Genomic DNA, 22,912 nt, shown 5'->3' on the forward strand with positions numbered 1-22,912 from the left:
GGGGCGGCACCTGTGCCATCCCGCCGCCGACTTGACTTCGGACAAAGACCAAACCACTCGGCCCCTTTACATCCCAGTTCACAAGACCGGAGCAAGGCATGAGCGGCTGGGGCGAGTTTCTGTTGGCGTTGGGGGTGTTTCTGGCAAGCCATGTGGTGCCGGTGCGCCCGCCGGTGAGCCCGTGGCTGATCGACCGGCTGGGCCGGGCCGGTTATTTTACCGCCTATTCCCTGTTCTCGCTGGCAGTGCTGGCCTGGCTGATCGTGGCAGCCGGGCGCGCGCCGTATGTCGAAGTGATCCCGCCCTGGCCGGTCTTGCGCTGGGTGCCGGTGTTGACCATGCCCGTCGTCTGCTGGCTGGCGGTTGCGGGGATGTCGATCCGGAACCCGTTTTCTTTCGGAGGGCTGGGGCGCACGCCCTTTGATCCCGAACGACCCGGGATTCTGGCGGTCACTCGCCATCCGGTCCTGCTGGCGCTGCTGCTATGGGCACTGGCGCATCTGATCGCCAATGGCAGTCTGGCTCATGTGATCCTGTTCGGCCTGTTCGCGGGTTTCGCATGGCTGGGCATGGCGCTGATCGACCGGCGCAGGGCGCGCGAGGTGCCGGAGTGGCGCGAGCTTGCCCGCAATACCGCCCGTCTGTCGCTGCGCCGCCCAATTCCCTGGCCGCGCCCTTGGGTGTGGCTGGCTGCCACCGTGGCCTATGCCGCGATCCTTCACCTGCACGCGCCCGTGATCGGGCTGTCGCCGCTGCCATAATCAACAGGAGTGGCCGAAACCCGATGCGCGTGCTATCTGCTTATCCAACAACCGAAGTTCAGGAGCCATGACCATGCATCTGGCCTATATCACCACCACCGACCGGGGCGCGACCGACCGCCTGCTGAGCGCGGCCGCCGACCGTCTGAAGGCAAGCGGCTATGCCCTGGCCGGTGTCGTGCAGACCAACACCGAATGCTACGACAGCAGCAAATGCGACATGGACCTTCAGGTGCTGCCCGACGGCGCGACCATCCGCATCTCGCAATCGCTGGGGTCTATGGCGCGGGGCTGTCGGCTGGACCCGGCGGCGCTGGAACAGGCTGTGGGCGACGTGACCGCGTCGCTGGACAACAGCCCGCAGCTGATGATCGTGAACAAGTTCGGCAAGCACGAATCCGACGGCCGCGGGTTCCGTCCGGTGATCGGCGAGGCGCTGGCGCGCGACATCCCGGTTCTGGTCGGGGTCAACGGGCTGAACGAGGACAAGTTCCTTGAATTTGCCGGCGACGCGGCCCGCAAGCTGGCCGCCGATCTGGACGAGATCGAGGATTGGATCGCGGCAGTGATCGCGGAACGCTCGGCCGCCTGAGCGGTTCGGTGTTCGTAAAGCATTGAAAACCTGCCTGGTATCGCTGCGCCCTTGTTCCGCTTTCTTGTCTTAGGAAAAGGGGAGCGGGTGAGTGCGGGAAACCGGGCGGGCTTTCCCTCAGGCACTTTGACATTCGGCCCGTGGTCAAACAGCCATTCCAGACTTTTGATCGCCCCCTGAACAGCTCAGCCAGATCCGGAGGCATCGCTCTGCTACGTCGGCCGGCATGCGGACAGATGGCGATGTTCCACTTTAAGATCGTGTTGCAAGGATTTGAATTCAAGGAGAAGTGGTGGGCGACCCTGGAATCGAACCAGGCGTGCGTCTCCGCGAGGGAGTTACAGTCCCCTGCCACACCTTGCGGCCTGTCGCCCACTGTCAGGCGTTGCACCTGACGTGGAGGCGTGATTACTAGCGCGGCAAAGGAGCGTCAACAGGAAAATTCCGCTTTGGCGCAGGAAACCGAACTCATGGCCCGGAGGCCGGTAAGATGAAGAAACCCAAGTGGGTGATTGAAAAGGAACAGGCCCGCAAAGCGGCGGCATCAGAGACCGTCTGGCTGTTCGGACTGCACGCTGTTCGCGATGCGTTGATGAACCCGAAACGGCAGAAACTGCGCCTTATCGTGACCCGGAATGCACAGAACAAGCTGGCCGAGGCCATTGAATTCGCAGGAATTTCTTCTGAGCAGGTGGACCCGCGCAAATTCAGCGCGCCAATCGATCCCGGATCGGTGCATCAGGGCGCCGCGCTGGAGGTCAAGCCGCTGGAATGGGGCGGGCTGGACGAGAACTGTATAGGCGCCGAACACCCGCGTGTGATCCTGCTGGACCGGGTGACGGACCCGCACAATGTCGGGGCGATTCTGCGATCGGCCGAAGTTCTGGGGGCCAGCGCGGTGATCGGCACACGCCACCATTCCGCGCCCGAAACCGGTGCATTGGCAAAAACCGCCAGCGGTGCGCTGGAGCGCCAGCCCTATCTGCGCGTGCGCAACCTGGCCGACACAATCGTCGAACTGCAGGGGATGGGATTTTATGTGCTGGGGCTGGATGGCGAGGCGGATGTGACCATCGAAGAGGCGCTGGCGGGACGGCGCGACCATCCGGTGGCGCTGGTGCTTGGGGCCGAGGGGCCGGGACTGAGGCAAAAGACCAAGGAAACAGTGGACCGGCTGGTCAAGATTGACGCGGCGGGCGGATTTGGCTCTCTCAACGTCTCGAATGCGGCGGCGATCGCCTTATATGCCTCCAGACATGTCTGACAGGAGGCACCAATTCCGGGACCGGCCAAAATCGCAACTTGTTGCTACTGCGGCACCCGTGCGGCGCTGGTGTTGCGCGGGCGCGAACGCCACGAGTTGAGCTGTGCGAGCTGTGGTGCGCCCCTGCATGCACTAAAGATGCTGCGCAAGGAACACGTGAAGCCAAGCGGCCAGAAGGAACGGGGTTTCATGCCGAATCACATGCGCAAAAAACGAAAAAAGATCGGATCACGACGGCGGAAGATCGCCAAGGTGATGGATGAAGTCTGGGATGTGATCGAAGATATCTTCGATTGACGGGTTTTTTGGAACACAGGCCGATCACATCACCGTCAGATGGGGTTTCGAAACGCATGTGTTTGATGCATTTTATAGTTTGAATATTAAGGCAGAGAATTGATGATTTCGCGACGAGAATTCGTGGTGGGCATGGCAGGAGTTTTTGCAGCCAGAACCGCGTGGGCAGATTCACCCTTGTACTATGCAGACCAAGGAATGGCGGTCAGTGGGTTTGACGCCGTTTCGTATTTCCGGTCGCAAGCTCCGATGAGGGGACAGGCCGATATTTCGGTGATGTGGAAAGGGGCCGAGTGGCGCTTTGCCTCGATGGAGCATCGAGAAATGTTCGAGGCCAACCCGCGCGCTTTTGCGCCGCAATTCGGCGGCTATTGCGCCTATGCGGTGTCGCGTGGGCATCTTTTGGAATCCGATCCCAGAGCCTGGCGTATCGTGGATGACAAGCTGTACCTGATTCATTCGCCGAAAGTGGAAAAGATCTGGGAACAGGATATTGCCGGGAATATCGCGCTGGCAGAACAGAACTGGCCTGCTCTGCTGCAGGGATGAATGGTGATTCTTCGCTGAGTCGGGCTTGTCATCACATTTTTGGGCGCGCCCCTTTTTTTCTCTGAGATAGGACCTAAATGTCACAGTGACCGCGGACTGGAACTGCCGCGGGTCATTTCACTGTCCCTCGTTCCATAACTGGCGCCCAAGGTTAACTTGGGCGCTTTTTTCTTTCTGCGGTGCTGGATAATGTGCCCACATGCCAGAGTATTCCGACGCCTATCTCAAAACGATTCTGCAACGCACCAAGGTCATCGCCGTGGTGGGGGTGTCGATGAATCCGGTGCGGCCCAGTTATTACGTCGCGCGCTATCTTGGGCTGAAAGGATTTCGGGTGATCCCGGTCAATCCGGGCCATGCGGGCGAAAAGCTGTTCGGGCAAACGGTGCGGGGTTCGCTGTCGGATATTACCGAGCCGGTGGACATGGTAGATATCTTTCGCCGCTCCGAAGCTGTGCCGCCCATCGTCGATGAGGCGCTGGATTTCTTTCCGGGGCTAAGAACCATCTGGATGCAGATCGGGGTCGAGAGTGCCGAGGCTGCGGAAAAGGCGCAGGCGCGTGGCATCGACGTGGTGATGAACCGGTGTCCCAAGATCGAGTATCAGCGCCTGTTCGGTGAACTGCGCATGGGCGGCTTTGCCACCGGCATCATCTCATCAAAACTGTAAACGCCGCGTCTATTCGTTGAATTCCTGATCAAGCTTGGCCTGCTTGCGCTGGGTCTTGTCGATCAGCACTTCCATGCGGGGGCGCCAGTCATATCGCGTATCTTCAAGCGTCGGCGCCCAGAACAGAGTGCCGCCGTACCGCCACGGATCCAGTACGACGCCGTCATACATGTCGTCCCCGCGTTTCGAGATGATGGCGGTGCTGTGGTCGATCAGGAACGGGTTTTCCGGGTCGGAAATCGCCCGGTGCAGCGTCAGGGTGCGGAAGTTTTCCTGATTGAGGCGTTTTTCCATGTCTTCGGCCCAATGCCAGCACAGACCGCGCGGGCGCAAGCCGTGGTTGACCTTGGCATTGTGCACCAGAGGCGGGTCGGTGATCTGGTATTCCTCGGCCAGTTGTTTGGGATAGAAATAGGCGATGCGCGCCGCCCGTTCGGCCTCGGCCGGATCGACCTCGGGGCCAAGGCTTTTGAGTTGTCGCGCCAGTTCGTCAACGTCCTGCTGGGTGGCAGAGGGCGCCGGGGCGCAGCCTGCCAGAACAGCCAGAGACAGAGCCGCGAAGATGGACAAAACGCATTTCAGCATTCCCTGTTTCCTCGGGATTTTGTGAGTGTGCAATCGGATCAAGGGTAAACCGGGGTTGGCAAGGTTTCAATTGCCGGGTCGCGCGGCCTTTTCGGCGATGCCGCTGATCCCCTGCCGCCGCGCCAGTTCGTCAAGCACGGCATCCAGCGGCACGTCGCACGCGGCCAGCATGACCAGCAGGTGATAAATAACATCCGCCGCCTCGGCGGTCAGTTTTTCGGCGTCGCCCTTCACGGCCTCGATGATTGCTTCGACGGCTTCTTCGCCGAATTTCTCGGCGCATTTCTCGGGGCCTTTGGCGAGCAGTTTTGCGGTCCAGCTCGACTCGGGGTCGGCTTTCTTGCGGGCGTCGATGGTGGCGGCGAGGTCGTGCAGGATGCTCATGTCAGCCTCATCGGGATACCGGCGGCGGCCATGTGTTGTTTGGCCTCTTGAATGGTGTATTCGCCGAAGTGAAAGATCGAGGCCGCCAACACCGCACTGGCGCCGCCCCTGGTCACGCCTTCGACCAGATGATCCAGATTGCCGACACCGCCCGAGGCGATCACCGGCACGTCGACCGCGTCAGAAATGGCGCGGGTCAGCGGCAGGTTGAAACCCGCCTTGGTGCCGTCGCGATCCATCGAGGTCAGCAGGATCTCGCCCGCGCCCTTGGCGACCACGGTTCGGGCGAACTCTATCGCGTCGATGCCGGTGGGCCTGCGTCCGCCATGGGTAAAGATCTCCCATTTACCGGGGCTGACGGTCTTGGCGTCGATGGCGACCACGATGCACTGGCTGCCGAACTGGTCGGCGGCCTCGGCCACCACGTCGGGGTTGGCCACGGCGGCGGAGTTGAAGCTGACCTTGTCGGCGCCGGCCAGCAGCAGGGCGCGCACGTCGTCCCTGGTGCGCACGCCTCCGCCCACGGTCAGTGGAACAAAGCATTGCTCGGCGGTGCGCTGGACCACGTCGAACATGGTACCGCGGTTTTCGTGAGTGGCGTGGATGTCGAGGAAACAGATCTCGTCGGCCCCGGCGGCGTCATAAGCCTTGGCCGATTCCACCGGATCGCCCGCGTCGCGCAGGCCCACGAAATTCACGCCCTTGACCACGCGGCCATCGGCGACATCGAGACAGGGGATGATACGGGTCTTGAGCATGGGCGATCCTGTTGTTGCCGTTGTCCTAGCGGCAAAGCCCTGCCGATGCCAGAGTTGTGACCGGATGAAACGCCGCAGTCGGGGAGATTTGGGTAGAATGGTCAAAAAAGGGAGATTTGATATGCGCGTTCTTTTCTATGCGACCTTGATGGTGTTTGCGGGTGCGGCTGCGATTGCCGGCGATCTGGTCAAGGTCAAAACCGACAAATCGGTGAGCGAGGCGATGGATGCTCTGGAGGCGGCGGTCGGCAATGCTGGGGCAACGGTTTTCGCCCGTGTCGATCACGCGGCAGGGGCCAGGAAGGTCGATATGGAACTGGGCGAGGCACAGCTTTTGATCTTTGGCAATCCCAAGCTGGGAACCCCGGCGATGCAGGCCGATCCGCGCGCGGGATTGTTCCTGCCGCTCAAGGTGCTGGCCTATTCGGACGCTGACGGGCAGGTCTGGCTGGTTTATGAAGACCCAGCCGAGATGCTGGAGGATCTGGATATTCCCGCCGATGCCCCGGTCGTGGGCAAGATGCAGGGTGCCTTGGGAAAACTGACCGGAGCGGCGGCGAATTAGGTTACTTGAGCACCCGGATCGCTTCGGCAAGATCGAGGGCCCCGTCATAGAGCGCGCGGCCAGAGATCGCGCCGTTCAGCCCGGCGCCGCAATCGCGCAGGGCGATGAGGTCAGCGATAGAACTGACGCCGCCGCTGGCAATCACCGGGATCGACACGGCGCGGGCGAGGGCGGCGGTGGCTTCGATATTGGGACCTTGCATCGCCCCGTCGCGGTTGATGTCGGTATAGATGATGGCGGCGACGCCTGCGTCTTCGAAGCTGCGCGCGAGATCGGTGACCTGTACGTCGGTCTCTTCGGCCCAGCCCTTGGTGGCGACCATGCCATTGCGCGCGTCTATGCCGACGGCGACGTGACCGGGGAAGGCCCTGGCGGCGTCGCGCACCAGGTCGGGGTTTTCAACCGCTACAGTGCCCAGAATGACCCGCGCCAGCCCCTTGTCGAGCCAGGTTTCGATGGTGGCCATGTCACGGATGCCGCCACCCAGCTGCGCGGGTACGTCACAGGCCTTGAGAATCGCCTCGACCGGGGCGGCGTTCACCGGCTCGCCTGCAAATGCGCCGTTCAGATCGACCAGATGCAGCCATTCGCACCCCGCATCGACAAAGGCGCGGGCCTGTGCGGCGGGATCGTCGTTGAACACGGTGGCTTTGTCCATTTCGCCGCGCAGCAGGCGCACGGCCTGACCGTCTTTGAGGTCGATGGCAGGATAGAGGATCATGATCGGGCGGCCTTTTGCTGAAATCTGCGCGGCATATGGCACAGGCCGGGCAGGGGATGCAACGCGACGCCAAGTCAATCTTGCCGGATTGGGGCGGGCAGGCGAGACTGAGGGCAAAACACGGAGGTTTGAATGATGAAATTTGCAATCGCGGCGGCGGGCCTTGCCGTTTTGGCAACCGGCGCATGGGCGGACGACCCGGTAGACGGTCTGTGGAAGACCCAGCCGGGGGATTCCGGCGGGTATCTGCATGTCACGATCGGCCCCTGCGGCAGCGCTGTTTGCGGGACCATCGACAATGCGTTCGATGCCGACGGCAATGAGGAACTGGACTATGAGAATCTGGGCAAACAGATCATCTGGGACATGGTTGCGGATGGCGACGGCAGTTATGGCGGCGGCAAGATCTGGGCGCCGGACCGGGACAAGACGTATAACTCGAAAATGACTCTTGAAGGCAATGACCTGACGGTCAAGGGCTGCGTCGCAGGCGGGCTGATCTGCCGGGGGCAGACCTGGACCAGGATCGAATGATCCTGCTGGCCTGACCTGTGTTCCCTAAGGGGCCCAGGTCAGGAAATTTCTGATCATGCGCAGGCCCACATCCTGACTTTTCTCGGGGTGAAACTGCATGCCCACCATGGTGTCGCGGCCGATCACGGCCGTGACCGGGCCGCCATAGTCGACATGGGCCAGCCGCTGCGCCGGGTCGTCGACGTGGAACTGATAGGAATGCACGAAATAGGTATGATCGCCCGAGGTCACGCCGGCAAAGACCGGGTGGTCGTGCTCGATCACCAGATCGTTCCAGCCCATGTGCGGAACCTTGAGCGACTTGTCGGCGGGCTCGATCCTGACGACATCCCCGGCGACCCATCCCAACCCCGGCGTTTCCTCATATTCGTGGCCCTTGGTCGCCATCAGTTGCATGCCGACGCAGATGCCCAGAAATGGGCGGCCTTTCTTCTCGACCGCTTCGATCATGGCGTCATAGATGCCCTTGTGACCGCGCAACTCGGCGGCGCAGGCGGGAAAGGCGCCGTCGCCGGGCAGCACCAGCCGGTCGGCGCGGGCGACGACTTCGGCTTCGGAGGTCACTACGACCTGACCGCCGCCCATCTCGCGCGCCATGCGCTGAAATGCCTTTTCGGCGGAATGCAGGTTGCCCGACTCGTAGTCGATGATGGCGGTCAGCATCTACAGCGCGCCCTTGGTGGAGGGGATCGCGTCGGCCTTGCGCGGGTCGGTCTCGACGCCCATGCGCAGGGCGCGGGCGACGGCCTTGAAGGCGGCCTCGGCGATGTGGTGGCTGTTCAGCCCGTGCAACTGATCGACGTGCAGCGTGATGCCGCCATGGGTGCTGAGGGCCTGAAAGAATTCGCGCACCAGTTCGGTGTCGAAGCTGCCGATCTTTTGCGTCGGCAGATCGACATTCCAGACCAGAAAGGGCCGCCCCGACAGGTCCAGCGCACAGCGCACCTGCGCGTCGTCCATCGGAAGATGGCATTCGCCATAGCGGCGGATGCCTTTCTTGTCGCCCAAGGCAGCGGTCAGGGCCTGACCCAACGCGATGCCCGTATCTTCGACCGTGTGGTGGTCGTCGATGTGATAGTCACCGCTGGCGCGAATTGTCATGTCGATGAGCGAGTGGCGCGACAGCTGATCCAGCATGTGATCGAAAAAGCCGACGCCGGTCTGGTTGTCATAGGCTCCGGTCCCGTCGAGATTGATCTCGACCGTTATGTCGGTCTCGGCGGTCTTCCGGCTGATCGTGGCGCGACGCATGGGCGTATTCCTTTTGCTACCGCGCGCTTATAGGCGGGACACCGGTTCGATTTCCAGCCCGCATCGACCGGGCGCGGCGATGTGTTGCGCGAAAAACAGGGGATTGCACCCGGTTCGCCCCCATGCCAGCCTGTTGCAAAATCAAGAAATAGGCCCTGCCATGACCACCTGTGTTTTCATCCAGATCCGCTGCAAGCCCGGAACCACCTATAAAGTGGCCGAAGACATCGCCCTGCGCGAGATTCACTCCGAGCTTTATTCCACCAGTGGCGAATACGATCTTCTGATGAAGCTTTATATCCCGGAAGGTCAGGATGTGGGTCATTACATCAACGAACACCTGCTGGTGATTCCGGGCATCGAACGGTCGTTGACGACGATGACCTTCAAGGCGTTCTGAACCCGGTTCGGCTGGCGGTTCAACGGCTTTTGGTCGCGGAAAACAGCGCCTCGCCACCAAGGCGGCGAGGCGGGTGCCGCAATCCCAATCAGGGGATCGTGGCGCTCAGGCGGCAAGCAACCCTTTGTCCTTCAATTCGGCATAAGCGGCATCAACGGCCGTTTTGAGGCGGCGCAGCATCTCGTCCACTTCGGTCCTGGTGATGATCAATGGCGGGCAGAGGGCGGCGGCATTGCCTGCAACGGCGCGGATCAGCAAACCGTTTTCCTGCGCCAGCCGCTGCACGGTGGCCCCGCCTGCGCCCTTGTCTATGGTTGCGCCGGTGGTCTTGTTCGACACCAGTTCCAGCGCCGCGATCAACCCCTTGCCGCGCACTTCGCCCACCAGCGGGTGATCGGTGAAGATCGCGCGCAACTGGTCCTGCAAGTAAGCGCCCACGTCGGCGGCATGGTCGAAGATCTTGTCGCGCTCGTAGATTTCGAGTGTCTTGAGCGCCGCCGCGCAGGCCACCGGATGCCCGGAATAGGTATAGCCATGGCCGAACACGCCGACCGCCGCCGAAGGTGCCACCATCTTTTCGTACATCCAGCCCGGAATGACCGACGCGGAGATCGGGAAATAGGCCGAGCTGAGCTGCTTGGCAAAGGTCATCAGGTCGGGTTTGATCCCCATGGTGGTGCAGCCGAAATCGGCGCCCGTGCGGCCAAAGCCGCAAATGACCTCGTCGGCCCAGATCAGAATGCCGTGCTTGCGCAGCAGCGCCTGAAGCTTTTCGTAATAGCCTTCGGGCGGCACGATCACACCCGAGGCGCCGGTGATCGGTTCGACAATCATTGCCGCGATGGTGTCGGCGCCTTCGGCCAGGATCTGTTGTTCCAGGTTGTCGATGATACGGTCGACGAACTGCGCCTCGGTCTCGTTGCCCTGACGCCCGGTGTAATAATGCGGCGCGTCCGAGCGCAGGATGTGCAGCGCCTCGACGGGAGCGTCGAAATGCGCAAGGTTGGCGGGCAGCGACGTCATCGAACCGGCGGCGACGGTAACCCCGTGATAGCCGCGCTCACGTGTGATGATCTTGCGCTTTTCCGGCTTGCCGATGGCGTTGAAGTAATAGCGCAGCATCTTGTAGTGGGTGTCGTTGGCGTCCGAGCCGGAATTGCCGAAAAAGAAATAGGCATCCTCGACCGGCACCATCGCCTTGAGCTTTTCGGCAAGCTGCATGACCGGTTCATGGGTCTTGCCGCCAAAGGTGTGGGAAAAGGGCAGCCGGTTCAGCTGATCGGTGATTGCCTGGATCACCTCGGCATTGTCATAGCCCAGCGAGGTGCACCACAGACCGGCCAGGCCCTCGATATACTCCTTGCCGGCGGTGTCGTAGACATAGATGCCCTTGCCGCGATCCAGCACCAGCTGTTCGGTGGCGGCAAGGTTTGTGGTGGGATAAATGACAGGGGCCATGGCGAGATACCTTTGGTTTGCCGCGTGGCGGCGATTCAGCTGCGCCAAGCTTTGCCTTGTCTGGCGGCCCGCGTCAAAATTTTTGATCAAATTTCCGCCGCGACAGAATTGCCCGCCAAAACGCAAAAAGCCGCCCCGTGGGCGGCCTCTTTGCGTATCTGGAGCGGGCGAGGCGATTCGAACGCCCGACCCTAACCTTGGCAAGGTTATGCTCTACCCCTGAGCTACGCCCGCAATCAGATACTCTCGGTTCCTCGTTGGAGCGGGCGAGGCGATTCGAACGCCCGACCCTAACCTTGGCAAGGTTATGCTCTACCCCTGAGCTACGCCCGCCCCGTTGAGTGAGGCGTGAAGTATAAATTCTGACCGGAAGCTGCAAGAGGAAAAACGCATATGACAGAAAAAAAGTGTCGGACAGGAGAGAGACATGCGGGTTACCCGGAGGAGCGGCCGGGCCGCACCGAATGGCAGGTTCCGACGAAGGATGAAGGGCTTACCGGATAACCAGCGGGAGCAAAGTGAAGCATCCAATGCCGCGTAACAAGGACCGATACTTGGGAGGATGGAGGCGAGTACCGGAATCGAACCGGTGTACACGGATTTGCAATCCGCTGCGTCACCACTCCGCCAACTCGCCTTTGTAAGTGTTTTCAAACACTTGTAGTGGTGTGCTCGGCGTTCTAGCAGCTTTCAGCGAGGACGTCCAGTGGGACGAGAAGCGAAAGTGGCGGTTGCGTTGAAAATTCTTTGGGATGCACGGGGCGGGACAAATCGCCGGAATGAGGCGCGTGCGGCCAAAGGGACATTGCCGCAACCCGCGGGATGTGGCAAAAGCCCGTAAGCCAAAGGAAATTACGAGCAATCAGATGACCAACTTCGCAGACCGCCGCCGCACCATGGTCGACACTCAGGTCCGGCCTTCCGACGTGACCAAGTTTCCCATCATCGACGCGATGCTGAGGGTCGAGCGGGAAAAGTTTGTGCCGGATGCACAGCGCGAGGCGGCCTATGCCGGAGATCTGATCGACCTGGGGGGCGGGCGACACCTGCTTGAGCCACGCACCCTGGCGAAGATGTTGGATTTTCTGAATATTTCGAAAGACGAAGCCGTTCTCGATATTGCTCCGGGGCTGGGATATTCGACGGCGGTGGCCGCGCGTATGGCGCAGCTGGTCGTTGCGGTCGAAGAGGACGGGCTGGCCGAAGAGGCGCAGTCGGCGCTGGTCGAAGCCGGGGCCGACAATGCGGTCGTGCATCAGGGTCCGTTGGTCGAGGGTGCCGCCGAACACGGCCCGTATGACGTGATCATGGTTCAGGGCGGTGTCGAAGACGTCCCGGAAGCGCTGTTGGATCAGCTGAAGGACCACGGGCGCATTGCCTGCGTGTTCATGGATGGCAATCTGGGGACCGTGCGCGTTGGACACAAGGTGAATGGCCGGGTCAACTGGCGAAATGCCTTCAATGCAAGCGCGCCGGTGCTGGCTGGTTTCGAGAAAGAAAGGGCATTTGTGCTATAGTCTCGAAATTTGATTTCAGCTCCTTCTTGCAACCACGTGGAATCACGCCCAAACTGGCGCAGAGGCAAGGCTGATTTACAAATAAGGGGCACTAGAATGCACAGAGCGACAGGGCGCAAGCTTGCAAAAGCGCTTGTTCTGACGATGGGCGTTTCGATTGCGGCTATTTCGCCGCGCGCGGGTATCGCGGATAACCTTACTGACGCGATGATCGGGGCATATAACACCAGCGGTCTGCTGGAGCAGAACCGCGCATTGTTGCGCGTCGCCGATGAAGATGTGGCGATTGCGCTTTCCGCACTGCGGCCAATCATCGACTGGACGGCGCGGATCAGGAGCACCACCAATCAGAACCAGACCAACGGTGTGTCGGCAAGCAACGATCGGAATGATTTTTTCACCGGATTGGAGTTGCGGCAGCTGGTCTATGATGGCGGGGCCTCGGTTCTGAACAAGCAATCCGCGCAGGAAACGGTTCTTGCCACGCGGCAAAGCCTTGTCGGTATCGAACAGGGTGTACTGCTCAGTGCTGTCAGGGCATATCTTGACGTATTGCTCCGGGAAGAGACGGTTGCCATCCGGCAGAACAACGTTCGGCTGCTGGGTGAAGAATTGCGGGCGTCCCAGGACCGGTTCGAGGTCGGCGAAGTCACGCGGACCGATGTGGCGCTTTCCGAATCCCGCCTGGCGAACGCGCGGGCAAACCTTGCCGACGCCGAAGGCGCGTTGACGACTGCGCGTGCCGAATATGTTAACGTTGTTGGCAAGGAGCCGGGGCGCACGGCGGGTCAGCCCCCGCTTGCCAGGCTCCCGAGTTCACTGAGCAGTGCGACCAATCTGGCGGCGCGGAACCACCCGGCCATTCTGTCAGCGCAGCATCAGGTGCGGGCGTTGGATCTTGCGGTGCAAGAGCAACGTGCAGGTTTGGGGCCAACCGTCAATTTTGAGGCTGACGCAGGCATCGTCGAGAATTTCGGCGACGATGATTACAGCGGCGATGCCGTTGTTCGGTTTCAGTTCCGGCAAAGGATCTATGCGGGCGGTCGGATTGCCGCCAACGTTCGCCGGGCCATGGCACAGCGCGATGCATCGCGTGCGAACCTGTTGAATGTGCAGAAAGACGTTACGCAGGATGTCAGCGACGCATATGCCCGGTATCAGACTGCGGGCGCCAGCCTTACTGCATCGAACGAACGCGTTCGCGCTGCACAGGTCGCTTTTGACGGAATTCGCGAAGAGGCGACACTTGGTGCGCGCACAACTCTGGACGTTCTGACTGCTGAACAGGATTTGCTGGATGCGCAACTGGCGCAAGTTGCGGCGCGAACTGAAAGGGCGGGGGCGTCATACCAGTTGTTGCAAGCCCAAGGCCTGCTCACTGCCGAGCAATTGGGGCTGGCTGTTCAGATCTATGATCCAACGCTATATTATAACCTCGTCAAGAAAGCTCCTGCGCAGATCAGCAAGCAGAGCCGGGACTTGGATCGCGTCCTGAACGCGCTTGGAAGGAAATAGGCGTGGGCGCATCCGTTGTGGCGCGACCGCAAGTTCGCTAAACTCAACCCATAGGGTAGGAGTGTTGTCAGAGAATGTCGGATCCCGTGACAAAAGCCGAAGCTGAGGACGTTCTGTCGTCGATCCGCCGTCTTGTTCGTGAGCAGGACGAGGACCAGAACGTGCCTGCGCAGAAGGCGCGCAGAAAGCCCGGACGGCTTTTGCTGACGCCAGCATTGCGTATTGCCGACACCTCTGAAGGCAGGAAAATCGCCCGTGCACCTCTGGTGTTGGGGCGAGCGCAGCAGGTTGCGGATTCGGCCGACCATGCGGCAACCCGGCAGCACGACACCGGTTCCGGAAATTCGGCGCATCAATCGTTTGAAAGCCGTTCGCAGCCTGAACCTTCGCCTGTAGCGGCAACTCCTGAGGAAAAAGCAATCGGGAAGCCAGGCTTTGACGATGGGGTGATACGGGTGGAACCGGCGATCAGCCTCAGCGCCAAGATCGAGGCGCTGGAGGCCGCAATTGCGCAGACCGACGACCAGTGGGAGCCTGACGGAGAAGGCACGGACGCTTATGCCGGAACCCGGACCGGGACGATGGAGTGGGACGAGGACGATCGCCTGTCTCTGAGCGAAAGTGGCAGTGTCGAGGAACCGCCAGAGCCAGCCAGACCCGTCCCCTATGTTCTGGAGAATGAGCCCGTGACTGACGAGGAGTATCGACCTGCCGCCAAAGTCGCCGACGGCGCTCTGGATGACGATTTCTATGACTATGATGACGAAGACATGCTGGATGCGGACTATGCGCAGGCGGCAGAGGCCGTGATCGACGAAGAAGCCTTGCGTCAGCTAGTGGTGGATATTGTCCGCGAAGAGCTTCAGGGTCCGCTGGGCGAGCGGATTACACGCAACGTGCGCAAGCTGGTGCGCAGGGAAATACACAGGGCTCTGGATTCCCAGGATCTGGAGTAGCACTCTTTACCTGCGTTTGGGTTCTTCGGCCAGATTCAGCAATTGATCAAGGTCCATGTGCCGCTCCAGATGGTCGGCGAGCATTTCCAGCGTTTCCTCGACACCGTCTTCGTAACCGTTTTGCGACTGCACGCCCAAACCGGCCAGAAAGCTGGCGCGGAACGGATCGGATGAAAACAGGCCGTGCAGATAGCTGCCGCGTATGCGCCCGTCGGGGTTGGTGGCGCCTTCGGGACGGCCATTGATGTCCAACCATGCGCGGGCGCAGTCGGGGCCTTGGGTGCGCCCGATGTGGATCTCGTATCCGTTGACGGGTTCGCGGTGTGGCAGGGCCACTGCCTCGGTCAATGTCACTTGCTTGTCTCCGACCATTACGGTGTGGACATCCAGCAAGCCCAGCCCCTCGACCCGGCCTTTGAACCCTTCGATGCCGTCGGGGTCGTCGATGCTTTTGCCCAGCATCTGATATCCGCCGCAAAGTCCCAGAACGTGACCGCCGCGCCGCACGTGGGCATAAAGGTCGATATCCCAGCCTTGCGTCCGGAAATAGGCCAGATCCCCGATGGTCGACTTGCTGCCAGGCAGCAGTACCAGATCGGCATCGCCGGGCAGGGGGCGTCCGGCGGGAATGATTTCGACGCTGACATCCGGTTCCGCCGACAACGGGTCGAGATCGTCGAAATTCGCCATCCGTTCAAGCTGTGGCACCACGATTTTGCAGGTACCACCGGTGTGAGAGCGGATATCCATCATGTCCTCGGCGGGCAGTTTCCAGGCATCGTTGAACCACGGAACAACCCCCAGACAGGGCCAGCCGGTGCGGTTGGCGATGTCATCGCGGCCCTCGTCAAAGAGCGACACATCGCCCTTGAAACGGTTGATGGCAAACCCCCGGATCATCGACAGATCTTCGGGGGTCAGAACTGCCTGAGTGCCGACGATCTGTGCGATGACGCCGCCTCGATGGATGTCACCGACCAGCACCACGGGCACGCCTGCGGCGCAGGCAAACCCCATGTTGGCGATGTCGCCTTTGCGCAGGTTGGTTTCGGCAGGACTGCCTGCGCCTTCGATCAGCACGAGATCAGCGTCGGAACATAGCCGATCGAAGCTTTCCAATGCGGCGCCGAGAAGTTTAGATTTATCTTTGCGGTAATCACCTGCCTTCATCGTTCCGGCACGTCTGCCATGAACGATGATTTGCGCCCCGGTGTCAGTTTCGGGTTTCAGCAGGATTGGATTCATATCCGTATGTGTGGCGCGTTTGGCTGCTCGTGCTTGCAATGCTTGCGCGCGCCCGATCTCGCCACCGTTTGCAGTGACAGCGGCGTTGTTGGACATGTTCTGCGGCTTGAACGGAGCCACCCTGAGACCGCGCCGGGTAAAGGCGCGGGCCAGTCCAGCCACGAGCATCGATTTTCCGACATTACTGCCGGTGCCCTGAATCATGATGGCGCGAACCATGCGGTGCCTCCTTCTTGCGACAGCACATCACCCGAAATTGTGGCCGGGGAAAAGGCCCGGACAGCACTTAAATGGCGGCAAAACCGACATATCGGGACATGACGCAGGAAACTGCGGCGACAAAAAAAGCGCGCCGCCAACCGGGCGCGCTTTTGAATGGGCGAATTCAGTTTTACGCCGCTTCGGCCTGCATAGCTGCGTTTCGACGTTCGCTTTCCTCGCGCGACAACGCAACCGATGTGCGGATGCCGCGGCCTACGAATTCCATCAGGCCGCTTACAACGCGTTCGTTCGGGTCGATCCCGGCACAGGTCAGCACTTCGCGCCCGTCGCGTGAACGGGCCCAGCGGGCGATCTGTTCCGGGCCATTGCCATATTTCTTGTCGTCGGCGATGGCATCATCCAGTGCGGCCAGTACGACAGCCGCAAACAATTTCCGAGCACGGTTGCCCTGCTCGTTGTTAAAGGCGGTGCCGTCAACGAAATCTCTCATCTCGTCTTCCTTGTTGTTCTTGCTCTTGCAATTTTCGGCGTGGCGTTCCTTATGACCGATGAAGCGTGATTCGGATACACCTAATATGCATAGTTGCGTTGCGTAAACTGCATGGCTCGCTGCAACTGCAGCACTAGGTGTCGTTGTCTTGCCAGGTCCGGTCCCGCCAGATATAGGGTCGCCGAACGGCGCATCAACCATGTGTGAAGGAAATATGTAATGCCCAAGATCAATGGGAACGAAATCCGCCCCGGCAACGTGCTGGAGCATAACGGCGGACTTTGGGCCGCGGTCAAGGTGGATCATGTGAAGCCGGGCAAGGGCGGGGCCTTTGCCCAGGTCGAGATGCGCAACCTGCGCAACGGTTCGAAACTGAACGAGCGCTTTCGGTCGGCGGACAAGGTCGAGCGGGTCCGGCTGGAGCAGAAAGATCAGCAATTTCTGTATGAAAGCGATGGGATGCTGGTGTTCATGGATGCCGAAACCTATGAACAGATCGAATTGCCTGCGGATCTACTGGGCGAGCGCCGCCCTTTCCTGCAGGACGGCATGACCATCGTCGTCGAGTTTTATGAAAGCGAAGCGCTGAACGCCACGCTGCCGCAGAAAGTCACCTGCAAGATCGTGGAAACCGAGCCGGTGGTCAAAGGACAGACGGCGGCGAATTCGTTCAAGCCGGCGATCCTCGACAACGGCGTCAAGGTGATGGTGCCGCCGTTTGTCGGGCAGGACGAAATGATCGTCGTGAATACCGAGACCATGGAATATTCCGAGCGCGCATAACGTAACGTCATGTGATCCGGGATTTTTGAGTGCCCGCCAAAGCTGAATGTGGCGGGCATTTTTTATCGCCGTACGGCCTGACCTTCGAAGATTTCCAGAATCAGTTCATACTTGATCCGGTTGGCGCTGACCTGACGATAAAAGGCGATCAGGAATGCGGTCGGGCCCTGAATACGCGTCAGACCGCTTGTTGCGGCAACAACCGTGCCGACGTCGGTCTTGCCATTCAGCACCAGCCATCCGCCAAGCATCAGAACCCCCACCGTTCCGGCACCATTGATGGTACTGAGCAGGAATTTGGCCGACAGCTTCCACAGGAACATCTGGCGGCGCGTATCATAAATCGCGTCAAAACGGTCGGTGACCGCCTGAACTGCATCCTCGATATCCCGCGCCGTCAATTGATCGGTCGCCGCCCGCAGGATGCGGACACGCTCGGCGACAAATTTGTTGACCTTGCGCTGCGAAATCAGAACGATCACGACCTGCGGAAGGATCATCGACAGGGCGATCAGGCCCAAGCCGGGTTGAGTTGACGAGATATAGCCGATCACACTGATCAGCGTACCGACCTGTACGACCGGGTCTGAAAACGCGCCGCCTGCAAACTTGCCCAGTTCTTCGGCCTCTGCCGAGATTGCGGTGGCCAGAGTGCCCTTGCGCACCTGTTGATCCTGTTCTTCCACTTCGGACGCGCGCCCAAGCAGCCTTTGTCGGATCAGGCGAATGATGTCTTCGCCCAATATGCCGGATCGAAATCCCATCAACCATTTCAGAACAAGGCTCACAAGGATGACCCCCATCATCCCCAGGCCGAGCAGGACAAGCTGTTCCTTGTCGATCTGGCCCGAGGTCAGGTGGTTGACAATGTCGCGCTGAAATTCGAGCGGCACCGCCGCCAGCGCGGCAATCGCGATGGACAGGATAATCAACACGATCTGGCGGCCTGAACTGACGCGCCAGATGGCGGAGTAGAGTTGAAACATGAGTGCGCCCCTATCCGGTTTGTAAACGGAGTTTGGCGCGGGAGGAGGTGGAGTTCAAACCGAGTTTTGCGATGTGTTCTGGCGCGGTGTTCAGGCGGGCAGGCGGACTTGAGCGGTGCCGGCAATCATTTCACCCTGCGCCCGGTTCAGGCGCAGGTAGGCAATGGCCTTGCTGCCGGCGCGGGTAAACAACGTGCCGACCGATTTCCCGTCGGCGGTGATGTCAGTCCCAACCGGCGCGTCACCATCGATTTCGACGATTTTCAACCCTTTGCGCAACTCGGTCTTGTGCTTCATGCGTGCAGTGACTTCCTGGCCGACATAACAGCCCTTTTTGAAATCCACGCCGTTCAGAAATTCGAAACCCGCTTCTAGAATATAACAGTCAGGGGTCAGTTCGATGCCGGTTTCGGGAATGCAATGTGCTACCCGGATCGAGTTCCAATCGGTGCCGTCGTCGCCTTCCGGCATGTTTGTATAGGCGCGCCAGCCCATGTCCGGGTGGCGGGGGTCTGTCAGGGCTCCGGTGGGTTTTGTACCTGTGCCGCGTTGCAGGTGCAGGCCGCTGTCGGCGATTGTCACATCGGCGCGCAGCTTGTACATGCTGAGCCGTTTGATCAGGCCGTCGGCTAGTTCCTCGGCCACGTCCAGCAGGATGCCGTCACCGTCGCGGGCCAGAAAGAAATCGGCCAGATACTTGCCCTGAGGGGTCAGCAGGGCGGCATAGACCAGGCCATCCTTCAGCCGCGCGATATCATTGGTGATCAGGCCCTGCAGAAAGGATTCGATATCTTTTCCGGTGAGGCGCAGGATTCGGCGGGTGGGCATGGTGCAAGTCCTCGTCAATCGTCTGGGCCGTTGATATAGGAGAACCCGTGACCATGACCAGAGGTGACGGACGTGCCAGCCCCGATCAGCATCGTGATCCCGACTCTGAACGCGGCGGCCAGCCTGCCGGATACGTTGGCGGCGTTGTTCGAAGGGTTGCAGGCCGGGTTGATCCGCGAACTGATCGTCAGCGACGGAGGCTCGGAAGATGCCACGCTGCAGATCGCCGAAGCGGCCGGAGCGGTGATCGTAACCGGGCCGCCGTCGCGCGGTGGCCAGCTGCGGCGCGGGTGTGACATGGCGCAGGGGGACCGGCTGTTGGTGCTGCATGCCGATACGGTTCTGGAACCGGGGTGGAGCGAGGCCGTGGCCGCACATATGCACATGTCGCGGGCGCCTGCGACATTCTTTTTATCATTTCATGCCAAAGGGTTACGCCCGAATTGGGTGGCCGGATGGGCCAACCTGCGCAGCCGCGTTTTCGGGTTGCCCTATGGTGATCAGGGCCTGCTGGTGACGCGCGTGGACTACACCAAGGCGGGCGGGTTTCCCGACCAGCCGCTGATGGAGGATGTGGCGATGATCCGGGCCTTGCCGCGTGTCAGAATGCTGCCGGTGCGGGCGACGACCAGTGCGGAAAAGTACCAGCGGGCCGGATGGTTCCGGCGGGGCGCGCGCAACCTGTGGACGTTCACGCGCTATTGTCTGGGGGCGGATCCTGAACGGCTGGCGCGGGAGTATCGGCGCTGAGACTGCGGCGCAGTTCGACCAGCGATTTGCCAAGTCGAAACGGTGCGGCGAAGCTGACGAGGCAGAGCGCGACGATCTGCAGGATCAGGATATGGGCGTTGTCCTGCAGGTATTGCCATTCGTCCCGCAGCTTGCCGACCTGTTCGATCAGGTCGTCATAACTTTGTGCCAGTATCGTGTAATCCCCTGCAATTGCAGGGACTTTTCGGCGCAGATTGTCAATCGCCGTCTGGGTCGGTTCGTCCAGTGTGGTGAAGACGAGAAACTGATCGATGTTGAACGCATCGGCCTGCGCCACCATGTCGTGCATCTCGTCCATCTCATCCTTGGCCTTGCCGCCAAAGAGGAAATGCAGACCCTGCAGGGGGGCGACCTCGTTGGTGACTTCGATGAACAGGGGCAGTTCGGCATTGCTGGCGGTGGAGGCCGAGAGGAACTCGACCTTGTCGCATAATGTAGCAATATCAACATCATAGGCCGGATCGCAAAAGCGCAGCCGGAACCGGGCGGCGTCGCGGTCAAAGGCTTGCGTGGCGGCAAAGGCCACGTCGATCTGACGGTCCAGGCGCGAGCTGTCGGTGGTATAAAGCCCTGCCAGAACAGCAACCAGGGCACCGATGCCGCCCAGAACGACCCAGACCAGATCGGCCAGTTTCCACGCCCTGTGACCGGCGGGTTTGCGAAAGAAGAACGCGGTGCCGACCGATCCGATCAGAAAGAACAGGATCAGCAGGGGCAACTGGTTGTCGGTTATGAACATAATGCGGCGGAGTTTACGACCTGCGCGGGTTTTCGCAACGGTCCTCACGAAGATGTAGGAGCGGCGCGAATTGAGCGAATTGTACAGGTTTTCAGGGGGGTGTTGTGCGAAATGTACAGGTTATTTCGGTGATCTCCGGGCGGACCCAAGCCCGGCCCGGAGGGGGTGCCAGCAGACGGGCACCGGCATTCGGCGCTTGATCAGGGCAGGCGGTTGAAACACCGTTCCGCCCGTTGGGCCGGGCTTTCCGGGCTGGCAGGAACGGGAACATCGCTCAGTCTGAAGCGGTTGATTTCTTCGGGCGACATCCAGTGGACATTGTCGGGTCCCGCCACTGTCAGAGTGTACCAGTAGAACGATTCAGGAATGCCGATCTTGCGATAGAAGTTCAGATAGAGCTGATGTTCGGGGGCGTCGCGTGGCAGGTCCGCGCCGGTGTCGACAGCCAGGCCAAAAAAACCCGCAGCCCAGGAGTGCACCCCGACACAGGCGCCGGATTCGATCACCCGGTGTCGGCCCATCAGCGCCATGTCGGTGCCGCCCGAGGCGACCAGACCATTCGCCGGTACCACCGTCTTGAAGCCCTCGGACCGGACGTAGCTGGTGAGCTGATTCAGCGAGTTCTCGTCATCGGCCGACCCGGGAACAAAAAGCAGCGATATGGTATCTGCCTGCGGGCTGCCCGCGCGGGCCTGACGCAGGCTGTCAACGGTGGTGTCGTCAATGACCCCGGTCATGACAAGCTGATGGTCGCGGGCGGTGAATTCGGTTTGCGGATATCCGCAACCGGCAAGAAGCAGGCTGGCCGCGGCCAGCGCCGGTTTGATGTATCTCAGGTTGATCATGCACAGCCTTTCTCGGCCTGAACCCGTCGGAGGATATCCAGACGCTCTTCGATCTCGTCGACCGTTATGGCGTCGATATCGCTGTCGAGAAGAATATCGTCGTCGCCTGTCAGGATCGCGGCGGTTGTGCTGATCGCCAGATCCGTTTCTGCGCCGCGCAGCTGGGATTGCAGAACCGCGCGTTCCTGCCCGAGCGATATACAGTCTCGTGCCCGGTAGTCGGCGGCGATTTCTTCGGGGGTGGTGCAGGCTGCGAGACCGGCAAGGGCCAGCCCGATCAAAATGTGTTTGTTTTTCATTGTCCTGAGTGTCGTTGATGAAAATGTATCATGCCCGGATGGGCCAACCCGTCATTATCCCTGCAGGGCGGGATGTCACGCGCGATTGGGGTCAAAATCCATCTCGTCGGATAACGTTTTCGGGAGGCTGCGCCGTCAGCCGGACGGGGAATGGCGGATCGCGGCGGCGGGTTTCAACGCGTGAGTATAGTTGGATTGCGGCGCGCGGGCAGGAGGGGTGTTTGCATCCATTTTCGGATCGTGAGGTGATTGAGGGGATGGGGCATCCATCCTATAGCTTGCTTCGGTTTCTCTGGTGACACGGTTTCCGAATTGGCAGCGCCCTTAGCCGTCAATTTTCGGAAGTCTTCTTGTTTTCTGTAACCTCGGCAATGCTTGTTCTCTTGGAACAAGTTCAAAGCGAACTTTCAGAGCCCCGGTATTCTCGACAAAGTAAATCTGATTGGGTTGTATGTTTACGCTAATTTTAATGTCAGGCTCCAATCCCAGCAGTACCGGCAGCAGCTCTCCTATTCTTGCTTTTTTGACACCAACAATTTGAGTTTTCCCCGGGTCGGCAACGTGGATGTAATGCGTGTTTCGTCGCAACTTGGTGACCAATTCTCCGTCAATATAAATTCCATATATGCTTTTTCCATAAGTCTTTGGTTTATATATGTAAACAAGGCCTTTGCCGCTTGGGGGATGGGAAATGGAGGTGAATTCTTCACTTTCTGCCGCTGAGGCGAGAAACAAAGCCATAGTGGCGAATACCAATGCTATTATTGGAGCAGGCGCGAATCTGCGGTCGGTTGCCATTTTTCCCCCTTTGCAGTGCTCTGATCCCCAACCAAAAAATCTGCTGAGTTTTGGAAACATCCGAATTTGATCACGACGACGGGAATGTGACGTCTTCGGAAAAAATGTGGCACTGGTGATGCAGTATCC

At 60.2% G+C, this 22,912-nt stretch carries 29 protein-coding genes and 4 tRNA genes; 14 read left to right on the plus strand and 19 right to left on the minus strand.

Translation table 11 applies throughout. The features are described 5' to 3' along the window. Nucleotides 1-98 precede the first annotated feature (98 nt). Together AC2FLX_RS00475 and AC2FLX_RS00480 are read left to right on the plus strand one after the other, a co-directional pair. Nucleotides 99-761: an NnrU family protein gene (locus tag AC2FLX_RS00475; RefSeq protein ID WP_496809564.1), complete on the plus strand. Its 663-nt coding sequence runs from the start codon at nt 99-101 to the stop codon at nt 759-761. Nucleotides 762-834: 73 nt separating this feature from the next. Next, nucleotides 835-1,353 carry a DUF2478 domain-containing protein gene (locus AC2FLX_RS00480; RefSeq protein WP_480751172.1) on the plus strand — a complete coding sequence of 173 codons (519 nt, stop codon included), beginning with the start codon at nt 835-837 and terminating at the stop codon, nt 1,351-1,353. A 290-nt stretch (nt 1,354-1,643) separates the two neighbouring features. Here AC2FLX_RS00480 and AC2FLX_RS00485 read toward each other — a convergent pair. After that, nucleotides 1,644-1,727 (minus strand) — tRNA-Tyr (locus tag AC2FLX_RS00485). A 116-nt stretch (nt 1,728-1,843) separates the two neighbouring features. Here AC2FLX_RS00485 and rlmB point away from each other — a divergent pair. From rlmB to AC2FLX_RS00505, 4 genes are all read left to right on the plus strand, one after another. After that, nucleotides 1,844-2,617 carry a 23S rRNA (guanosine(2251)-2'-O)-methyltransferase RlmB gene (rlmB, locus tag AC2FLX_RS00490; protein ID WP_496809563.1) on the plus strand — a complete coding sequence of 258 codons (774 nt, stop codon included), beginning with the start codon at nt 1,844-1,846 and terminating at the stop codon, nt 2,615-2,617. Nucleotides 2,618-2,629: 12 nt separating this feature from the next. Next, nucleotides 2,630-2,914 (plus strand): hypothetical protein, encoded by a 285-nt coding sequence (locus AC2FLX_RS00495; protein ID WP_480751170.1) that lies wholly within the window; start codon nt 2,630-2,632, stop codon nt 2,912-2,914. Nucleotides 2,915-3,016: 102 nt separating this feature from the next. Then, nucleotides 3,017-3,463: a YHS domain-containing (seleno)protein gene (locus AC2FLX_RS00500; RefSeq protein WP_496809562.1), complete on the plus strand. Its 447-nt coding sequence runs from the start codon at nt 3,017-3,019 to the stop codon at nt 3,461-3,463. A gap of 199 nt (nt 3,464-3,662) precedes the next feature. Next, nucleotides 3,663-4,133 carry a CoA-binding protein gene (locus AC2FLX_RS00505; RefSeq protein ID WP_496809561.1) on the plus strand — a complete coding sequence of 157 codons (471 nt, stop codon included), beginning with the start codon at nt 3,663-3,665 and terminating at the stop codon, nt 4,131-4,133. Between the two features lie 9 nt (nt 4,134-4,142). Here AC2FLX_RS00505 and AC2FLX_RS00510 read toward each other — a convergent pair whose 3' ends face one another. The 3 genes from AC2FLX_RS00510 to hisF all read right to left on the minus strand — a co-directional run bounded on the left by AC2FLX_RS00510 (nt 4,143) and on the right by hisF (nt 5,860). Continuing rightward, nucleotides 4,143-4,718: a hypothetical protein gene (locus AC2FLX_RS00510; RefSeq protein WP_480751022.1), complete on the minus strand. Its 576-nt coding sequence runs from the start codon at nt 4,716-4,718 to the stop codon at nt 4,143-4,145. A 66-nt stretch (nt 4,719-4,784) separates the two neighbouring features. Beyond that, nucleotides 4,785-5,102 carry a phosphoribosyl-ATP diphosphatase gene (locus AC2FLX_RS00515; protein WP_496809560.1) on the minus strand — a complete coding sequence of 106 codons (318 nt, stop codon included), beginning with the start codon at nt 5,100-5,102 and terminating at the stop codon, nt 4,785-4,787. Then, the gene (hisF, locus tag AC2FLX_RS00520) at nt 5,099-5,860 is read right to left on the minus strand and encodes an imidazole glycerol phosphate synthase subunit HisF (RefSeq protein ID WP_496809559.1); all 762 of its coding nucleotides are present in this window, start codon (nt 5,858-5,860) and stop codon (nt 5,099-5,101) included. The genes AC2FLX_RS00515 and hisF overlap by 4 nt, the downstream gene beginning before the upstream one ends. A 121-nt stretch (nt 5,861-5,981) precedes the next feature. Between hisF and AC2FLX_RS00525 the strand changes: the two genes are divergently transcribed. After that, nucleotides 5,982-6,425, plus strand: a complete 444-nt coding sequence (locus AC2FLX_RS00525; RefSeq protein ID WP_480751017.1) for a DUF302 domain-containing protein — start codon at nt 5,982-5,984, stop codon at nt 6,423-6,425. A gap of 1 nt (nt 6,426) precedes the next feature. On the opposite strand, the gene hisA is transcribed toward AC2FLX_RS00525, so the two are convergent. Next, the gene (gene hisA / locus AC2FLX_RS00530; RefSeq protein WP_496746276.1) at nt 6,427-7,146 is read right to left on the minus strand and encodes a 1-(5-phosphoribosyl)-5-[(5-phosphoribosylamino)methylideneamino]imidazole-4-carboxamide isomerase; all 720 of its coding nucleotides are present in this window, start codon (nt 7,144-7,146) and stop codon (nt 6,427-6,429) included. Between the two features lie 132 nt (nt 7,147-7,278). On the opposite strand from hisA, the gene AC2FLX_RS00535 reads away from it, so the two are divergent. Continuing rightward, nucleotides 7,279-7,680 (plus strand): DUF2147 domain-containing protein, encoded by a 402-nt coding sequence (locus tag AC2FLX_RS00535; RefSeq protein WP_480751015.1) that lies wholly within the window; start codon nt 7,279-7,281, stop codon nt 7,678-7,680. 24 nt (nt 7,681-7,704) lie between these two features. Here the strand turns inward: AC2FLX_RS00535 and hisH are convergent, their stop codons facing one another. Both hisH and hisB read right to left on the minus strand, forming a co-directional pair. After that, nucleotides 7,705-8,343: an imidazole glycerol phosphate synthase subunit HisH gene (gene hisH / locus AC2FLX_RS00540; protein WP_496809558.1), complete on the minus strand. Its 639-nt coding sequence runs from the start codon at nt 8,341-8,343 to the stop codon at nt 7,705-7,707. Next, nucleotides 8,344-8,931, minus strand: coding sequence for an imidazoleglycerol-phosphate dehydratase HisB (gene hisB, locus AC2FLX_RS00545; protein WP_480751012.1), 588 nt, complete (start codon nt 8,929-8,931; stop codon nt 8,344-8,346). Between the two features lie 160 nt (nt 8,932-9,091). Here hisB and AC2FLX_RS00550 point away from each other — a divergent pair, with 160 nt between their 5' ends. Then, complete coding sequence (locus tag AC2FLX_RS00550) at nt 9,092-9,331, plus strand: Lrp/AsnC ligand binding domain-containing protein (protein WP_480751011.1); 240 nt, start codon at nt 9,092-9,094, stop codon at nt 9,329-9,331. Between the two features lie 105 nt (nt 9,332-9,436). On the opposite strand, the gene AC2FLX_RS00555 is transcribed toward AC2FLX_RS00550, so the two are convergent. From AC2FLX_RS00555 to AC2FLX_RS00570, 4 genes are all read right to left on the minus strand, one after another. Continuing rightward, nucleotides 9,437-10,789, minus strand: coding sequence for an aminotransferase (locus AC2FLX_RS00555; protein WP_480751010.1), 1,353 nt, complete (start codon nt 10,787-10,789; stop codon nt 9,437-9,439). A gap of 159 nt (nt 10,790-10,948) precedes the next feature. After that, nucleotides 10,949-11,023, minus strand: a tRNA-Gly gene (locus AC2FLX_RS00560). 24 nt (nt 11,024-11,047) lie between these two features. Continuing rightward, nucleotides 11,048-11,122, minus strand: a tRNA-Gly gene (locus AC2FLX_RS00565). Nucleotides 11,123-11,352: 230 nt separating this feature from the next. Continuing rightward, a tRNA-Cys gene (locus AC2FLX_RS00570) sits at nt 11,353-11,426 on the minus strand. A gap of 229 nt (nt 11,427-11,655) precedes the next feature. Between AC2FLX_RS00570 and AC2FLX_RS00575 the strand changes: the two genes are divergently transcribed. From AC2FLX_RS00575 to AC2FLX_RS00585, 3 genes are all read left to right on the plus strand, one after another. Continuing rightward, nucleotides 11,656-12,306, plus strand: coding sequence for a protein-L-isoaspartate O-methyltransferase family protein (locus AC2FLX_RS00575; RefSeq protein ID WP_480749588.1), 651 nt, complete (start codon nt 11,656-11,658; stop codon nt 12,304-12,306). Nucleotides 12,307-12,402: 96 nt separating this feature from the next. Then, nucleotides 12,403-13,821 (plus strand): TolC family outer membrane protein, encoded by a 1,419-nt coding sequence (locus tag AC2FLX_RS00580; RefSeq protein WP_496746283.1) that lies wholly within the window; start codon nt 12,403-12,405, stop codon nt 13,819-13,821. 74 nt (nt 13,822-13,895) lie between these two features. Beyond that, nucleotides 13,896-14,777, plus strand: coding sequence for a hypothetical protein (locus AC2FLX_RS00585; protein ID WP_496809557.1), 882 nt, complete (start codon nt 13,896-13,898; stop codon nt 14,775-14,777). A gap of 6 nt (nt 14,778-14,783) precedes the next feature. Here AC2FLX_RS00585 and AC2FLX_RS00590 read toward each other — a convergent pair whose 3' ends face one another. Then, nucleotides 14,784-16,241, minus strand: a complete 1,458-nt coding sequence (locus AC2FLX_RS00590; RefSeq protein WP_496809556.1) for a cobyric acid synthase — start codon at nt 16,239-16,241, stop codon at nt 14,784-14,786. A 172-nt stretch (nt 16,242-16,413) separates the two neighbouring features. Next, the gene (locus AC2FLX_RS00595; protein WP_480749592.1) at nt 16,414-16,734 is read right to left on the minus strand and encodes a DUF6280 family protein; all 321 of its coding nucleotides are present in this window, start codon (nt 16,732-16,734) and stop codon (nt 16,414-16,416) included. A gap of 219 nt (nt 16,735-16,953) precedes the next feature. On the opposite strand from AC2FLX_RS00595, the gene efp reads away from it, so the two are divergent. Beyond that, nucleotides 16,954-17,517, plus strand: a complete 564-nt coding sequence (gene efp / locus AC2FLX_RS00600) for an elongation factor P (RefSeq protein ID WP_480749593.1) — start codon at nt 16,954-16,956, stop codon at nt 17,515-17,517. A gap of 62 nt (nt 17,518-17,579) precedes the next feature. Here the strand turns inward: efp and AC2FLX_RS00605 are convergent, their stop codons facing one another. Together AC2FLX_RS00605 and ygfZ are read right to left on the minus strand one after the other, a co-directional pair. Beyond that, entirely contained in the window at nt 17,580-18,503 is a 924-nt protein-coding gene (locus tag AC2FLX_RS00605; protein ID WP_496807048.1) for an ABC transporter transmembrane domain-containing protein, read from the minus strand. Between the two features lie 90 nt (nt 18,504-18,593). After that, complete coding sequence (gene ygfZ, locus AC2FLX_RS00610) at nt 18,594-19,331, minus strand: CAF17-like 4Fe-4S cluster assembly/insertion protein YgfZ (RefSeq protein WP_480749595.1); 738 nt, start codon at nt 19,329-19,331, stop codon at nt 18,594-18,596. A gap of 72 nt (nt 19,332-19,403) precedes the next feature. On the opposite strand from ygfZ, the gene AC2FLX_RS00615 reads away from it, so the two are divergent. Then, nucleotides 19,404-20,081, plus strand: coding sequence for a TIGR04283 family arsenosugar biosynthesis glycosyltransferase (locus tag AC2FLX_RS00615; protein ID WP_480749596.1), 678 nt, complete (start codon nt 19,404-19,406; stop codon nt 20,079-20,081). Here AC2FLX_RS00615 and AC2FLX_RS00620 read toward each other — a convergent pair. The 4 genes from AC2FLX_RS00620 to AC2FLX_RS00635 all read right to left on the minus strand — a co-directional run bounded on the left by AC2FLX_RS00620 (nt 20,023) and on the right by AC2FLX_RS00635 (nt 22,783). Next, nucleotides 20,023-20,844 carry a hypothetical protein gene (locus tag AC2FLX_RS00620; protein WP_496748248.1) on the minus strand — a complete coding sequence of 274 codons (822 nt, stop codon included), beginning with the start codon at nt 20,842-20,844 and terminating at the stop codon, nt 20,023-20,025. The two genes, AC2FLX_RS00615 and AC2FLX_RS00620, sit on opposite strands and share 59 nt — an antisense overlap. A 197-nt stretch (nt 20,845-21,041) precedes the next feature. Beyond that, nucleotides 21,042-21,686: an alpha/beta hydrolase gene (locus tag AC2FLX_RS00625; RefSeq protein ID WP_496748249.1), complete on the minus strand. Its 645-nt coding sequence runs from the start codon at nt 21,684-21,686 to the stop codon at nt 21,042-21,044. Beyond that, nucleotides 21,683-21,985 carry a hypothetical protein gene (locus AC2FLX_RS00630; RefSeq protein ID WP_496748250.1) on the minus strand — a complete coding sequence of 101 codons (303 nt, stop codon included), beginning with the start codon at nt 21,983-21,985 and terminating at the stop codon, nt 21,683-21,685. Before AC2FLX_RS00630 ends, AC2FLX_RS00625 begins: the two co-directional genes overlap by 4 nt. 324 nt (nt 21,986-22,309) lie before the next feature. Next, a complete protein-coding gene (locus AC2FLX_RS00635; protein WP_480749600.1) occupies nt 22,310-22,783 on the minus strand; it encodes a hypothetical protein in 474 nt (157 codons plus the stop codon). Nucleotides 22,784-22,912: the final 129 nt, after the last annotated feature.

This window comes from Ruegeria sp. YKSF57, assembly GCF_059612585.1.